General features: G+C 64.8%; 14 protein-coding genes. 9 read left to right on the forward strand and 5 right to left on the reverse strand.

Features of this window, described 5'->3' with window-relative positions; all coding sequences use genetic code 11:
• Nucleotides 1-11: 11 nt before the first annotated feature.
• Nucleotides 12-1,466 (reverse strand): xylulokinase, encoded by a 1,455-nt coding sequence (gene xylB, locus EY713_RS08890; protein WP_131114477.1) that lies wholly within the window; start codon nucleotides 1,464-1,466, stop codon nucleotides 12-14.
• A 124-nt stretch (nucleotides 1,467-1,590) separates the two neighbouring features.
• Between xylB and EY713_RS08895 the strand changes: the two genes are divergently transcribed.
• The 7 genes from EY713_RS08895 (at nucleotide 1,591) to EY713_RS08925 (ending at nucleotide 8,281) form a co-directional block, all read left to right on the forward strand.
• Nucleotides 1,591-2,010 carry a secondary thiamine-phosphate synthase enzyme YjbQ gene (locus EY713_RS08895; RefSeq protein ID WP_131114478.1) on the forward strand — a complete coding sequence of 140 codons (420 nt, stop codon included), beginning with the start codon at nucleotides 1,591-1,593 and terminating at the stop codon, nucleotides 2,008-2,010.
• Nucleotides 2,011-2,139: 129 nt separating this feature from the next.
• Nucleotides 2,140-3,117 (forward strand): sugar-binding transcriptional regulator, encoded by a 978-nt coding sequence (locus EY713_RS08900; protein WP_131114479.1) that lies wholly within the window; start codon nucleotides 2,140-2,142, stop codon nucleotides 3,115-3,117.
• A gap of 112 nt (nucleotides 3,118-3,229) precedes the next feature.
• On the forward strand, nucleotides 3,230-4,546 hold the full coding sequence (locus tag EY713_RS08905; RefSeq protein WP_131114480.1) for an ABC transporter substrate-binding protein: 1,317 nt from the start codon (nucleotides 3,230-3,232) through the stop codon (nucleotides 4,544-4,546).
• A 120-nt stretch (nucleotides 4,547-4,666) separates the two neighbouring features.
• The gene (locus tag EY713_RS08910) at nucleotides 4,667-5,539 is read left to right on the forward strand and encodes a carbohydrate ABC transporter permease (protein WP_210215347.1); all 873 of its coding nucleotides are present in this window, start codon (nucleotides 4,667-4,669) and stop codon (nucleotides 5,537-5,539) included.
• 10 nt (nucleotides 5,540-5,549) lie between these two features.
• Complete coding sequence (locus EY713_RS08915; protein WP_131114482.1) at nucleotides 5,550-6,371, forward strand: carbohydrate ABC transporter permease; 822 nt, start codon at nucleotides 5,550-5,552, stop codon at nucleotides 6,369-6,371.
• Nucleotides 6,372-6,380: 9 nt separating this feature from the next.
• On the forward strand, nucleotides 6,381-7,505 hold the full coding sequence (locus tag EY713_RS08920; RefSeq protein ID WP_131114483.1) for an ABC transporter ATP-binding protein: 1,125 nt from the start codon (nucleotides 6,381-6,383) through the stop codon (nucleotides 7,503-7,505).
• 2 nt (nucleotides 7,506-7,507) lie between these two features.
• Entirely contained in the window at nucleotides 7,508-8,281 is a 774-nt protein-coding gene (locus tag EY713_RS08925; protein WP_131114484.1) for an SDR family NAD(P)-dependent oxidoreductase, read from the forward strand.
• Nucleotides 8,282-8,290: 9 nt separating this feature from the next.
• Here EY713_RS08925 and EY713_RS08930 read toward each other — a convergent pair whose 3' ends face one another.
• From EY713_RS08930 to EY713_RS08940, 3 genes are all read right to left on the reverse strand, one after another.
• Entirely contained in the window at nucleotides 8,291-10,240 is a 1,950-nt protein-coding gene (locus EY713_RS08930) for an adenylate/guanylate cyclase domain-containing protein (RefSeq protein ID WP_131114485.1), read from the reverse strand.
• Nucleotides 10,241-10,305: 65 nt separating this feature from the next.
• Entirely contained in the window at nucleotides 10,306-11,241 is a 936-nt protein-coding gene (locus EY713_RS08935; RefSeq protein ID WP_131114486.1) for an amino acid--[acyl-carrier-protein] ligase, read from the reverse strand.
• A 37-nt stretch (nucleotides 11,242-11,278) separates the two neighbouring features.
• Nucleotides 11,279-12,514: an acyl-CoA dehydrogenase family protein gene (locus tag EY713_RS08940; RefSeq protein ID WP_245572950.1), complete on the reverse strand. Its 1,236-nt coding sequence runs from the start codon at nucleotides 12,512-12,514 to the stop codon at nucleotides 11,279-11,281.
• Between the two features lie 316 nt (nucleotides 12,515-12,830).
• On the opposite strand from EY713_RS08940, the gene EY713_RS08945 reads away from it, so the two are divergent.
• The gene (locus tag EY713_RS08945) at nucleotides 12,831-13,091 is read left to right on the forward strand and encodes a phosphopantetheine-binding protein (protein WP_131114488.1); all 261 of its coding nucleotides are present in this window, start codon (nucleotides 12,831-12,833) and stop codon (nucleotides 13,089-13,091) included.
• Between the two features lie 23 nt (nucleotides 13,092-13,114).
• Here the strand turns inward: EY713_RS08945 and EY713_RS08950 are convergent, their stop codons facing one another.
• Nucleotides 13,115-13,363 (reverse strand): hypothetical protein, encoded by a 249-nt coding sequence (locus EY713_RS08950; protein WP_131114489.1) that lies wholly within the window; start codon nucleotides 13,361-13,363, stop codon nucleotides 13,115-13,117.
• Between the two features lie 146 nt (nucleotides 13,364-13,509).
• Between EY713_RS08950 and EY713_RS08955 the strand changes: the two genes are divergently transcribed.
• A complete protein-coding gene (locus EY713_RS08955; protein ID WP_131119476.1) occupies nucleotides 13,510-14,415 on the forward strand; it encodes a 50S ribosomal protein L11 methyltransferase in 906 nt (301 codons plus the stop codon).
• Nucleotides 14,416-14,419: the final 4 nt, after the last annotated feature.

The raw sequence follows: 14,419 nt of genomic DNA on the forward strand, positions 1-14,419 counted from the left end.
GGTCCCTCGGCTTATCGCGCCGGCTCGCCGAGCCGGTAGAGACCGCGATAGCGTCCGTAGGCTTCCGCGTAGAGGGGCACGAGCCGCGCATTTGGCTCGATGGTGCTTTGCACGGGTGGCGGCGTCATGATCGAGGCCGGGTCCGCCCCGGTGGCAGCCGCCATTGCGAGCCGGGCGGCGCCGAACGCCGCGCCCACATCCGCCTCGGCCGTGAGATCGAGCGGGCGATCGAGCACGTTGGCGAGGATCTGCAGCCAGGCGCGCGATTGCGCGCCGCCGCCGACCGCGAAAGCCCGCGCGAAGTCGGTGCCCGCATCGGCCAGCACGCGCTGGCAATCCTTGAACGCGAACGAGACGCCTTCGAGCACGGCCTGTGTCAGCGCGCGCCGATCCGTGCCATGCGCCAGTCCGGCCAGGAGCCCCCGCGCGGCCGCATCGTTATGCGGCGTCCGCTCGCCCGAGAGGTAAGGCAAGAAGGTCACGGGAGAGGGGCCATCCAACGCCTCGCCGACCTCGGCCGCGAGCGCCGGCGCGGGTTGCCCGACCAGCTTCGCCAGCCAATTGAGGCTATCGGTCGCCGACAGAATGACGCCCATCTGGTGCCAGGTCCCCGGTAGGGCATGGCAGAAGGCATGCACAGCACCCTCGGTGTTGGGCGAAAAGCGCGCATTCGAGACGAACAGAACGCCGGACGTGCCGAGCGACACGAAAGCAGAGCCGGGCACAACCGCGCCGATGCCGCAAGCCGAGGCGGCATTGTCGCCGGCGCCCCCCGCCAGCACCGGAGCCTTGGTCATCCCCCATCGCGCTTGGAGATCGGGGCGCAGCCGACCCGTCGCGTCGGTGCCTTCGGCCAGCGACGGCATCGCGCCAATCTCGAGACCCGTCGCGCTCAGCAGGTCGCTCGACCAGCGGCGTGCGCCAACGTCGAGCCAATAGGTGCCCGACGCGTCCGACATGTCGGACACATACTCGCCGGTCAGGCGCAGCCGGACATAATCCTTCGGCAGCAGCACCTTTCGGATCTGCTCGAACAAATGCGGCTCGTGCCGGCGCAACCAAAGCAGCTTCGGGGCCGTGAAGCCCGGCATCGCGATGTTGCCGGTGATGCGCCGCGCATCGGGGCAGGCGGCTTCAAGCTCCAGGCATTCGGCGGCCGCACGTCCGTCGTTCCACAGGATCGCCGGGCGCAGCACCTGGTCGTCGGCGCCGAGCAAAGTCGCGCCATGCATCTGGCCTGATAGACCGATTGCTTCGACGGCCGCCATCTCGTGCGGATGGGTGCTGGTGAGCTTGTCGAGCGTGGCGCAAACCGCAGTCCACCAATCCTCTGGCGCCTGCTCCGACCAGCCCGGATGCGGCCGGGTCACGGCCAGGGCGTGAGTGGCGCTCGCGAGCACGGTCTGCTTCGCATCGACCAGCACGGATTTGACCGAAGTGGTTCCAATGTCCACGCCAAGGAACATGCATGCCTCCCGTTCGCGCCAGCGCGGCGCTTGATTTGCTTGGTCGAGCCTTATCTACGCTTTTCGCCGAAACGGAACACCTGCTTCTCCCGATTTGTCTCGCTCACGCGCAAGGACCCCCATCATGCGTCAGGCCCTTCACCATCTCGTTCAACAAACGCGGCGCAAGGGCCTCTACGAGATCACGCGAGAGGTTGTGGCCTGGACCGACCTCCAAGCCGTGTCGACCGGGCTGTTGACGATCTTCTGCCGGCATACCTCAGCGTCGCTGCTGATCCAGGAGAATGCCGACCCGACCGTGCAGCAGGATCTGGCGCAGTTCTTCGAGGAGATCGCGCCCGAAAGCGCGACGCGTTACATCCATAACGACGAGGGGGCGGACGATATGCCGGCCCACCTCCGCACCGCGCTGACGCAGACTCAGCTCTCGATCCCGGTCGAGCGGGGGCGGCCGGTCCTCGGCACGTGGCAAGGCATCTATCTCTTCGAACATCGCAGCCGGCCGCATCGGCGCGAGGTCGTGCTCCATCTCATCGGGGAATGACCTTGACCTCGGCGGCAGCGCAGCCACCGGATCCGTGCCGTTGACAGGATCAACAGGCCGCTTGAGCATGGCGGCGGAGCACAAGCATGCTATTGGCCCTGCCCACCCCGCTTGTGCCGCGAGACCACCTTGAACGACAAACCCATCGATGCAAAAGCCAAACGGCTCGACCTCGCGGCGCGGGCCGGGTGGCTTTACTACATTCAACGACGGACCCAGGACGAGATCGCGATCGAGCTGAACGTTTCGCGCGCCAATGCCCAGCGCTTGGTGGCGCTCGCGATCAGCGAGGGGCTGATCAAATTCCGCCTCGACCATCCGCTGTTGCAGTCGATGGAATTAGCCGAGCGGATCCGGCACCGATTCGGCCTGCAATCCTGCGAGATCGCGCCGAGCGTGGAGGGCGATGGCGATAATCGGCTCGGCGTCGGCATGGTGGCGGCCAAGCTTCTCGAGGGCTATCTGAGCTCCCGCGACCCCAAGGTCATCGCGCTCGGCACTGGACGCGCTCTGCTCGAGACCGTGCGTCAAATGCCGTCGATGTCACGGCCCGAGCATCGGATCGTTTCCGTGGTCGGCAACCTCAGCCGCGACGGCCGGGCCAGCCCCTATGACGTGGCCATGCGCCTGTCCGACCGGGTCGGCGCCGAATGCTATCCGCTTCCGCTGCCTGTCATCACCGACACCCAAGCCGAATGCGACATCCTGCGCTCGCAGCGCGGATACCGGAAAGTTGCCGATCTCTACGAGAATGCCGATGCCGTGATGCTTGGGGTCGGTTCGATTGGAGGGCGGGCTCCCATCCTGGTCGATGGATTCGTCAACCGCGACGAGATCGACGCGCTGCTCGACGATGGAGCCGTCGGTGAATTGATGAGCCGCAGCTTCGATGGCGCGGGTGTCCCCATCGACAATGCCGTCACGGCGCGGCTGACCGCGTTGCGGCTCATCGCCAACCCGCAGCGGATCGTCGTGCTCGTGGCGTCCGGGGCTGACAAAGTCAGGCCCATGATGGCGGCGCTCGAGGGCCGATACGCGACCGGATTGGTGACCGACGAGCGGACCGCGACGGCGCTCCTGGCGCAGGCCGGTTCTGACCTTGCCTGACCGGACGCGCCTGCTAGGCTCGTCCAAATATTCCTTGACAAACGAGGGCTCACGGTTGAGTTTTTGCTCCGACGGTGAGCATTTAAGCAACATCACCGAGGGAGGAAACAGGATGCGTTACGCTCGTTTTTACGGGGTGGCGATGGCCGCCCTAATGGCCGGCGCCACAGCCGCCAGGGCTGACACAACGCTGACGATCGCGACCGTGAACAACGGCGACATGATCGAAATGCAGAAGCTGTCGCCGCAATTCGAAAAAGACACCGGCATCAAACTCAACTGGGTCGTGCTCGAAGAGAACGTCCTGCGTCAGCGCGTCACCACCGATATCGCCACCAAGGGCGGTTCATTCGACGTCATGACGATCGGGGCCTATGAGGCGCCGATCTGGGGCAAGCAGGGTTGGTTGGTGCCGCTCGATGATTTCGGCGCCGATTACGATTATGCCGATATCGTGCCGCAGGTGAAATCGGCTCTGACGGTCGATGGCAAGCTGTTCGCGGCGCCGTTCTATGCGGAAAGCTCGCTGACCTTCTACCGCAAGGATCTGTTCGAAAAGGCTGGCATTACGATGCCGGAGAAGCCGACCTATCAGCAGATCGCCGAATATGCCGCTAAGCTGACCGACAAGAAGGATGGCATCTACGGCATCTGCCTACGTGGCAAGCCGGGCTGGGGCGAGAATATGGCGTTTCTCGGCGCCGCCGCTACCGCATTCGGTGGCTCGTGGTTCGACGAGCAATGGAAGCCGCAGTTCACCTCGAAGCCTTGGGAACAGACGATCGCCTGGTACCTCGACGTGATGAAGAAAGACGGGCCGCCCGGTGCGACCGCCAACGGCTATAACGAGAATCGCGCGCTGTTCTCGACCGGTAAATGCGGCATGTGGATCGATGCCACCGTGACGGCCGGTTATCTCTACAACCCGAAGGAAAGCCAGGTCGCCGATAAGGTGGCGTTTGCGCCCGCGCCGATCACCGAGGCCAATACCAAGGCCAGCGGCTGGTTCTGGTCGTGGAACCTGGGTGTTCCGACCTCCACCAAGAATGCCGATGCGGCCAAGAAGTTCGTCAAATGGGCGACCTCGAAAGACTACATTAAGCTCGTGGCGGCCGATCAGGGCTGGGTTTCGGCTCCTCCCGGCACGCGTCTGTCGACCTACGCCAACGAGGACTACAAGAAGGCTGCGCCCTTCTCGGCTTTCGTGCTGAACGCCATTCAGACCACGAACCCGGCGCACCCGGCTGTGATGCCCGTCCCGTATGTCGGCGTGCAGTTCGCCGCCATTCCTGAATTCCAGGGGATCGGCACGACGGCTGGCCAGGATGTCGCGGCGGCTCTCGCCGGGCAGGACACCGGCGCCCAGGCGCTGACCAAGGCGCAGGCTTCCGCCGAGCGCACGATGAAGCAGGCCGGCTACCCCAAGTAAGCCGCCGATCGGCTTAGCAAGACGGTCGGGCAGTAGCCCGGCCGGTTCCATTTTCCTCCGCCGAGGTTGGTCGACATGACGACGTCTGTGACCGTATCGCCAAAGACCGCACGGTTCTCGATGCGACGCGCCGCGAGCCGCGCCGTCGATACGAGGCCCTTGCTGTGGCCGAGCATCGGCGTGTTGCTGATCTGGATGATCGTCCCGCTCGTCCTGACGCTGTATTTCTCGTTTCGGAACTACAATCTCGTCGACCCGACGATGACCGGCTGGGCCGGACTCGACAATTACACGTACTTGCTGACGGACCCGTCGTTCCTGACCGTGATCGTCAATACGGTGGTGCTTGTCGTTGGCGTGCTCGCCGCCACCATCGTGTTCGGCACGCTGTTTGCGGTCTTGTTCGACCAGGAATTTTGGGGGCAAGGCGCCGCGCGCCTCTTCGTCATCGCACCCTTCTTCGTCATGCCGACCGTCGCGGCGTTGATCTGGAAAAATCTGCTGATGCATCCGGTGAACGGGCTCATCGCCTATATCACCTCGTCGCTGGGTCTTGGCGTGTTCGACTGGTTCAGCCAAGCGCCGCTGTTATCCGTCGGGATCATCGTGGCGTGGCAATGGGTTCCGTTCGCCACGCTCATCCTCCTGACCGCCATGCAGTCGCTGGACCGCGAGCAAATCGAGGCCGCCCGGATGGATGGCGCGAAAGCAGTGGCGCGTTTCCAGCACATCATCGTGCCGCATCTTTTGCGGCCCATCACCGTCGTGGTGATGATCGAGATGATCTTCCTGCTCGGCATTTTCGCCGAGATCTACGTCACGACGTCGGGCGGCCCCGGCGATGCCTCCACGAATCTGCCGTTCCTCATCTACAAAACCGCGATCCTGAACACGGATATCGGTGGCGGCTCGGCCGGCGGTATCGTGGCCGTCGTGCTGGCCAATATCGTGGCGTTCTTCCTGCTCCGCGCCTTCGCGCGCAACCTCGACTGAGGACGACACCATGAAGGCGACACCGCGCGACAAGGCGCTCATGACGCTGCTCGGCTGGGGCGTGGCGTTCCTGGTTTTCTTCCCGATCCTGTGGATGGGGCTCGCGTCGATCAAGTCCGAGCTCGATGCGGTAGCGACGCCGCCAAAGATCTTCTTTCAGCCGACGCTTGAGAACTATAGCGACATCAACCAGACCTCGGATTACGTCCACTTTTTCTTGAACTCGGTGATCGAGTCGGTGGGCGCGACGATCGTCTGTATCCTGCTCGCCGCGCCGGCCGCCTATGCGATGGCGTTCTTCCCGACGCGACGCACCAAAGATATCCTGATGTGGATGCTCTCCACCAAGATGATGCCGACCGTCGGGGTTCTGGTGCCGATCTACCTCATCGCCATCAAAACGGGATTGCTGGATAGCCGATGGGGCATCGTCATCGTCTATACTCTGATGAACCTGCCGATCGTAGTGTGGATGCTCTATTCCTTCTTCCGCGAAGTCCCGAAGGAGATACTCGAGGCGGCCCGTATGGATGGCGCGACCCCCATGCAGCAGATGTTCGCGCTGCTGCTGCCGCTATCGCTGCCGGGTATCTTCTCGACCGCGCTGCTGTCGATCATCATCTGCTGGAACGAAGCGTTCTGGAGTCTGAATCTCACGGCCGCCAATGCGGCGCCGCTGACCGCCTTCATCGCCCGCTTTTCCAGCCCCGAGGGCCTGTTCTGGGCTAAATTGTCGGCTGCGTCTTTTCTTGCCATTGCGCCGATCCTGGTGTTCGGCTGGCTTACCCAGCGTCAACTCGTGCGCGGCCTCACCTTCGGCGCCGTGAAATAGGATCCTTCGATGGCCACAGTCGCACTCAAGAATGTCAAGAAGAGCTACGGCGATGTGTCGATCATCCAGGGGGTCGACCTCTCGATCGAAGATAAGGAATTCGTCGTCTTCGTCGGTCCGTCCGGTTGCGGAAAGTCGACCCTGCTTCGGATGATCGCGGGCCTCGAGGAGATCACCTCCGGTGACCTGTCGATCGACGGGCAAGTCGTCAACGATGTGCCGCCGGACGCGCGCGGCCTCGCCATGGTGTTCCAGTCCTATGCGCTCTACCCGCATATGAGCGTCGAAAAGAACATGGGCTTCGCACTGAAGCTCGCCGGGGTGCCCAAAACCGAGCGGGACGCCAAGGTCATGGAGGCGGCCAAAATCCTGCAGCTCGAGAAGCTTCTCGATCGCAAGCCGGGGCAATTATCGGGCGGCCAGCGCCAGCGCGTCGCCATCGGCCGCGCCATCGTCCGGCAGCCCCGCGTGTTCCTCTTCGACGAACCGCTGTCGAACCTCGACGCCTCGCTCCGCGTGCAAATGCGGATCGAGATCGCGCGCCTGCATCAGGAACTCGCGACCACGATGATCTACGTCACCCATGACCAGGTCGAAGCCATGACGATGGCGGATCGCATCGTGGTGCTGCGCGCCGGCAAGATCGAGCAGGTCGGCACCCCGTTGGACCTCTACCATTTCCCCGCCAACATCTTCGTCGCGGGCTTCATCGGCTCGCCCAAGATGAACCTGACACCGGCGAAGCTGAAAGCGATGTCGCTTGAGGGCGCCACCATCACGTTGCCGGGTGGTGGTGAGGTGGTGATCCCGGTCGAAGCCACGAATTCGGCGGCGCCGGGCAGCGACGTGACGCTCGGCCTCCGCCCCGAGCAATTGTCGATCGCCGAGGCCGGCCCTCTGTCGGGACATGTCGCCGTCGTCGAGCACCTCGGTGGGGAGACGCTGGTCTATGTCGACGTCGGAAATAAGCTGCTGGTCACGGTCAAGACCGCCGGCAATGCCGCCGTGCAGGTCGGCCAGATGGTCCACCTCGCCGTGGTGACGACGGAAGCCAACCTGTTCGACAAGGACGGTGTGGCGATGACCCCCATGCGCCGCCGCAACGCGGCCGCGAGCCTCACCAAGGGACACTGAGTATGTATCTGGACCTCTTTCGCCTGCAGGGAAAAACCGCCGTCGTGACGGGCGGCGGCGGTGCGATCGGCCTTGCGACCTGCCATGCGCTTGCGGAAGCGGGCGCCAAGGTCATCGTTGCCGACATGCTGGGCGATGCGGCTCGCAAAAGCCAAGCGGAGTTGAAAGCGGCCGGGCATGCGGCCGACATGATCGAACTCGACGTCACGAAGCCCGATCAGGTCCGCAAGGCCGCCGACGATCTGAACGCGACCTATGGCGCTGTCGACATCATGATCGCCAATGCGGGGATCGCGCGGTCGGGGACAAACGGCGAAGACGTGACGGACGAGCATTGGCTGAACGTCATCGACGTCAATTTGAACGGTGTCTTCTGGTGCTGCCGCGATTTCGGCAAGCATATGCTGAAGCGCGGGCACGGCAGCATCGTCACGGTCGGCTCCATGTCGGGTTTCATCGTCAATAAGCCCCAGCCGCAATCTTACTACAATGCCTCGAAGGCGGCGGTGCATCACCTCACCAAGTCGCTCGCGGCCGAATGGGGCCAGCGCGGCGTGCGGATCAATTCGGTGGCGCCGACCTATATCGAGACGCCGATGACGACCTTCGGCGGATCGGCTCCGGGCATGATGGATACTTGGCTCGAGATGACGCCGATGCACCGCATGGGCCAGCCGCGCGAGATCGCGTCGGTGATCTTGTTTCTGGCCTCTGAAGCCGCAAGCCTGATGACCGGGTCGGTCGTGGTCGCGGACGGCGGCTACACGGCCTGGTAGGCCGGGACCTTACAGTCCGAGCATCGTGGGGGCGGGACGGACTACATCACGCCCCAGCAAGGAATGGACGCGGAGCGGTGCCCGCGTCCCGCGGATCGTCACAGTATCGACCGCCATGAAGGCGAAGCGGTCGCCGGCGGCCTTGCGGATTGCGTCGCTGACCAGGATCGTGGTGCCGTAATCCTTGTTCAGGGCTTCGAGCCGCGCCGCGACATTCACGGTGTGACCCAGCACCGTGTAGCTGATCCGGTCGGCCGACCCGACATGCCCGACCACCGCGTCGCCCGTATGCAGTCCGAACCGGGTCTGCAGGGCCGGCAAGCCCTCCTGGCAAAATCTCTCGTTCAGCTCCCCGACGCGCTTTGCCGCGGCGAGCGCGCCGACGCACCCCCGTTCGATATGATCGGCCTGCGGCTCCGGCGCGTTCCAGAACACCATGACGCTGTCGCCGATATACTTGTCGATCGTCGCGCCCGAGGCGATCAACTCGCCCGCCACTGCCTCGAAATAGCGCGACATCTGCGCCATCAGGATCTCTGGATCGAGGCTCTCGGCGAGCCGGGTAAAGCCCGCAATGTCTGCAAACAGCACGGTGACGGGCTGACGCGCTCCTCCGAGCGCGGGGGATGCTTGATCGGCGACGATGCGGCGCACGATCTGGTTCGGCACGTAGCGGACGAAATTCTGAAGCGCGAGATCGAGCGTCACCACCGCCCCGGCGAGGTCTCTGATTTCCCTGATCCGCGATGCATTCGGCCGATGAACGATTGGCCGAAACGCCATGATGCTGGACAGGTCGCGGGTGATCCGGCCGAGTGGCTGGGATAAGCCGCGTGCGGCCACGACCCCGACGAGAGCCGCGACCAGCACGGCGACCAGCCCGAGCTCCAGCGACCGCAGGCGCAATCGGTCAGCCGGACCGAGAATATCGGCAGCCGGGACCGTGAGGCCGAGCATCAAGCCGGTGCCGGGCATCGCGTTTTCGACCCGGCCGACATAGGAGGCGCCATCGACCCGGAACGAGAGATCGCGGCCGCTCCCCTCGCGTTGATAGGCGTCGGACAGTGACGCGAGGCTGGCAGAGCCAAGCGTGGTGAGGCGCGGCATGGCCTCGGGGCTGGTTGGTGGCGTCGGCAGCACGGACCCGAGCGGCGCGGCGCGCGCCACCACGGTTCCGTCGCTTTGGAAGATCACGAGATCCTGCCGGGGCGACGATTGCATCTGGGTCAGAGCTCGATCGAGATTGGCCAAGGTGACGTCGAGGCCGAAAACGACGTCGGAGGCGCCGGCTGCGCGACGCGCCAGCGTGATGCCGATCTGCGGCATGTTGGTGAAGTGGTAGGGCGGGATCGATACGGTCCGGTTCTGGCCCAGGGCCGCCCGATACCAGGGACGCTCCCGCGCATCGAGGCTGGTCGGTGTCGGTTGACCTTGTCGCAACGTCGCTCCGGCATCGTCATAGAGCGTCCAGCGGAGCGTCATGCCATTTGGCGTTCGCTCAACCAGTTCGGCCGAATAGGCATGCGACTGTTCGGCCGCCAGCATGGTGTCGCTGGCGGGACCGTGCTGCACCAGGACCATGCTGCCGTCAGGGCGACCGATCTCGATGGCCATCACGGCGGGCGCCGTCGGCTCGATCGAGCGAAGAATCGACAGCAGCAAAGCAGCGGTTGCATCGGGCGTGTCGTCGGTGTGTGTCGTCAGCGCTGTGATGTCGAGCGCGATCGTCGCGGTCGCGAGGGGCGCCTCCGTTTCGCGCCGGACCTGCTGGGCCAGGGCGCTGAAGCGGGCGCTGGCTTCCTGTCGCGCCAAGGCAGAGACTTGGCGGTGGTTGAACCAGACGAGGCCACCCGCGGTTGCCACGATGATCGAGCAGAAAACCGCCGCGAGCACGACCCGAAGGCCGATCGAGCGAGGGTGTCGGGTGCTTGGCGGAGCATGCTTCTGCAAATCGATCATCGGCCCCTTCGGGGCCGATGTGTCTCAGGTCGAACGCCGCCGCGCAAGGCCGAACGGCTGAACGGTTAAAGCGCGAGCGCGCTCCGCGCCGAGGCGGGCCAAGCGGCGGGATCGAGGCCGTGGGTCCAGAACAGCGCGACCGCGAGCCGATCCATGCCAAAAGCGACGCAGCCGGTATGCGCGACGTTGCCGTCGGCATCCTCGATGTTCCAGGTGGTCCCGAAATGATCGCGATGGGCATTGAAGCTCATGCAGGCGGTGGGCGACTCGACCGATTTCAGCGGCACCACCAGTTCGAACTTCAGCGCCTGGTGCAATTGGCTGAGCGCCATCACCTGACCGATCCGGCCGAAAAACGGATCGCTCGCGGTTTCGACGCGGCAGGGGAGCGCCAAGGCGTCGGCCATCTCGTGTGCGCGGACCATCCAACGTTCCCGGAACGCATTCACGTCCTGCGGCGCGCCGATGCAGACATATTCGCGCATGCGGAAAGACTGTAGCCGGTCGAGATGCGGGGATGGCTCGTGGCGGAAGCAATCGCAGGCGACATCGAAGATCGCGCCACCCGCCGGCAACGGCCCCCGAGCCGCCACGATCGGGTAGACGGGGTAGCAGGCGGCTGGACTCAGCACGAGATCGGACGGCGAGAGCGCGCTCGTCCAATCGCCACCCTGCATGTGGCGGTCGGCAGCGGCCGAAATTTCGGCATCCGTGCCGTGCAGCGCGCAGACGCAGCCGAGCAGGTTGGGGAAGCTCTTCAGGTAACCATGCCGTTCGAGGTCGCGGCGGCTCATCACCGGCGGAAAGCGCAGCACCTCCGTGCCGGCTTCGCGCTGGCTTGAAATATAGGCCGCGAGCCGCTCGACTATCCCTTCATAGAGGCCGGTCCGGGCATATACGCCATCGACGCCCATGGGCTGGAACAGCGCGTCCTTGATGGTGTCCTGCGTTCCCGTCGGGGCAACGAAGCCAAGGTGGCTAGGCCGCAAGGGAGCGTTCATGGGGATCTCCGACATGGATGGATGAAGGGCGTGGCGTTCAGCCGCCGAGTCCGGTGGGGACGGGCGTCATCAGGGTCGCGCTCGACAGGCTTGCGAGGATGCGATCGTTGTTGATCATCAGCGGCGACGACAGAATATCGCGCAGCTGCCGGCTCACAGACGCTTCGCCGTCGTTCCGATAGCCGGACAGGCCGCAAGCGCGGAGGGCCGCCAGAACGGTCGCCACGGCGAGTTCGGACGCGTCGACCTTGAGGAGCGTGATCGCGGTCTGAAACACCATGGAGGTCATGATCGCATCGTCACGGATGGCGTCCTCGTAGCGACGCGCCGACGAGGAGACTAGCGTTCGCAGCATGTTGAGCGTTGAGCTTGCCTTGGTGAAATGCGCGGCCCCAGGCGGCAGTTGACCGCTCGATTGCCGCATGGCCCGGCGGGTAAAGGCCTGTGCGCGCTCGACAGCCGCGGCTGCGATGCCGGCCCAGACGCCGGACCAGACGAGATGAGCGACCGGCGTCATGGTCTGGCCGTGGATGCGGTCGTAGGGCACCGGAAGGATCTGGTCCGCCACGCCCGACGCCATCATGTCGAAACCGACGCTGCACGTGCCACGCATCCCCATCGTGTCCCATCCGCTACCCTGGACGAGGTCGTAATCCGCCTTGAGGAAAACCGCGAGAACCTGATCGGAATGCGCCGCATCCTCAGAGCGGCGCGCCGTCGTCACGATGGCGTCGGCCTGCGCCCCATAGGAGATGACACTGGCATTGCGGTGAAGCGTGATGCGATCGCCGTCGCGGCAAATCGGAGCCACGCTGGATCGGACGTTGCCGCCGCCCTGACCCTCGGTGGTCGAGGAAGCGAACAGCAATTGGTCGGTGGCGAGCCGCGCCAGCACGGCGCGCTGCCAGGCATTGTCGCCGGCATGGCGCACCACGCAGGCGGCCTTCGTCTGGTGCATGGCATAGATCATCGCGGTCGAGGCGCAGGCGCGACCGAGGCGATAGCAGACGTCGACGACGGCGGGCAGGTCGACCTCTTCGCCGCCGAGATCGCTCGGGACGAGGATGCCGAACAGCCGTTGAGTGCGGATCGCCTCGATCGCTTCGGTTGGAAAACGTCCGTTGCGGTCGACGTCGACGGCATGAGCGGCGGCGATTTTGGCGACCGCATCGGCGCGCTGCGCCAGCGTGAGCGCCGGCACGGCGATGTCGGTCGCGGCGACGGGTTTGGTCTCCGGGGCGCCGATCGGATCTGTCACAGCAAGGTCGAACATGGTCATGCCTGGTAAGAATACGGGCCGGCGCCGGCAGGAAGAACCGAAGCTACGGAGCAGCGCTCGCGACGGCCTACCTTAAGGCTTAGAAAATGAGGAAAATCAAATCTGCGCCCGCTTATACGCAACCGATGCTGCTTGCGGTTAAGCAATGCTTATCAAAAGCTGAGCGTGAGCGTGAATCCGCCGCAAGCCGCTCGAGGCCGCTTCAAGCGGGTTTACAGAAACTTAGGCTGAACATGCTTTGTGGTTTGTTCGACGAGCGCGGCGGAGGTAGCCGACAGGCTCTGACCGAAGCGGCTTTGAGGACGTGACGATGGATCAAGCGGTTGAAACGACGGTCGGCCGTGTCGAAGCCGTGGTGGCCCGCATCCGTGCCGAAGGCGGCAAGACCACGCCGGTTGCAATCGACGATCGCCTCGTCGACGCCGGAATGACGTCGATGGATATGGTGTCGCTCATGCTGGCGATCGAAGCGGAATTCGACGTGACCATCCCGCCGAGCGACATTACTCCGGCCAACTTCCGCTCCATCGCGACGATCGTGGCCATGATGGACCGTATCGGAGCCGCCTGACGGATCGCTGCGTTAGCTCTGGCTCAGGGACGCTGGCACGCGATCGGGGTGGGCGTGCAGGCGATCCCCGGGGTCGAACAGGTCGCGGGGCCAGCGGCCGTGGCCGTGCAGGTGACGCAGCTATCGCTCCAGGCCTTGCACTGCGGGTTCTGCTGGCCGAAGGCCTGCACCGAGGTCCGAGGTGCGGCGGAGGTCGCCGAAAATCCATCGCCGAGCACGAGGCCGGGCGGCCCGAACACCATGAAACAAAGCAACGACAGGCAGGGCATCATGGGGATTCGGCCTCGATTGGTCTACCGCGACGTTGGAGCATGATCGGGGCCGAAAGTCAGGCGCTTTCGTCCGTGCTGCTCCTTGGCGATCGTGACGCGAGCCCCCGGCGGCGTGACAGGGTCGTCCCGGCATGCTAGCCGACGGAATGCTCGAAGGTCTTCCCCCCAACAACGCCGCCCACCTGCTTCGTCTCGTCTGCGACGAGCATACGGCGCGCGCCGTGGCCGATGCGGTCGTCGAGACGTTTGATCCCGCCGAGACTGCGGCCGCCGCCTTTGAGGACGAGGGCGACCCGTCGGTCAACAAGGCCTGGACCGTTGAAATCTATTTCGGCCAAGCCCCAGACCAGGACCGCATCCGCACCCTGATCGCTGCCGTGGTCGGGCCGGAGGCGGCTGCAGGGCTGACATTCGGACAGGTCGCCGAGCAGGATTGGGTCGCGGCCTCACTCGAAGGGCTTGGCGTCGTTCGGGCCGGGCGCTTCATCCTTCATGGGAGCCATGACCGTCACCGCGTCCGCGCCAACGACGTGCCCCTCGAAATCGAGGCTGCTTTGGCGTTTGGCACCGGCCATCACGGGACGACACGCGGCTGCTTGCTGATGCTGGACGCGATCCTCAAGCGGCGTCGTCCGCAGCATATTCTGGATGTGGGGACCGGCACCGGTGTGCTGGCGATCGCGGCCGCCAAGGCTCTCCATCAACGCGTGGCGGCCGGCGATATCGATCCGGTCGCGGTTCATGCCGCCTGGGCCAATGCCAAGCTGAACGGCGCCGCGCCCTATGCCCGCCCCGTGGTCGCGACGGGCTTACGCAGCCCAGCGCTTCGCGCCGGCGCGCCTTACGACCTCATCTTCGCCAATATCCTGGCTAAGCCGCTGCGGCTGCTGGCGCCCTCGATCCGGGATGTCGCGGCGCGGGGAGGCGACCTCGTTCTGTCTGGCCTGCTGGCCCGCGACGTGCCCGGGATCCTGTCGAGCTATGCGTCGCAGGGCTACGCCTTGCGGCGGCGCATCGATCTCGAAGGGTGGGCGACGCTGCTGCTCGGCTAAGCGT

Origin of the sequence: Lichenihabitans psoromatis, assembly GCF_004323635.1 — a bacterium.
Taxonomy (GTDB): domain Bacteria; phylum Pseudomonadota; class Alphaproteobacteria; order Rhizobiales; family Beijerinckiaceae; genus Lichenihabitans; species Lichenihabitans psoromatis.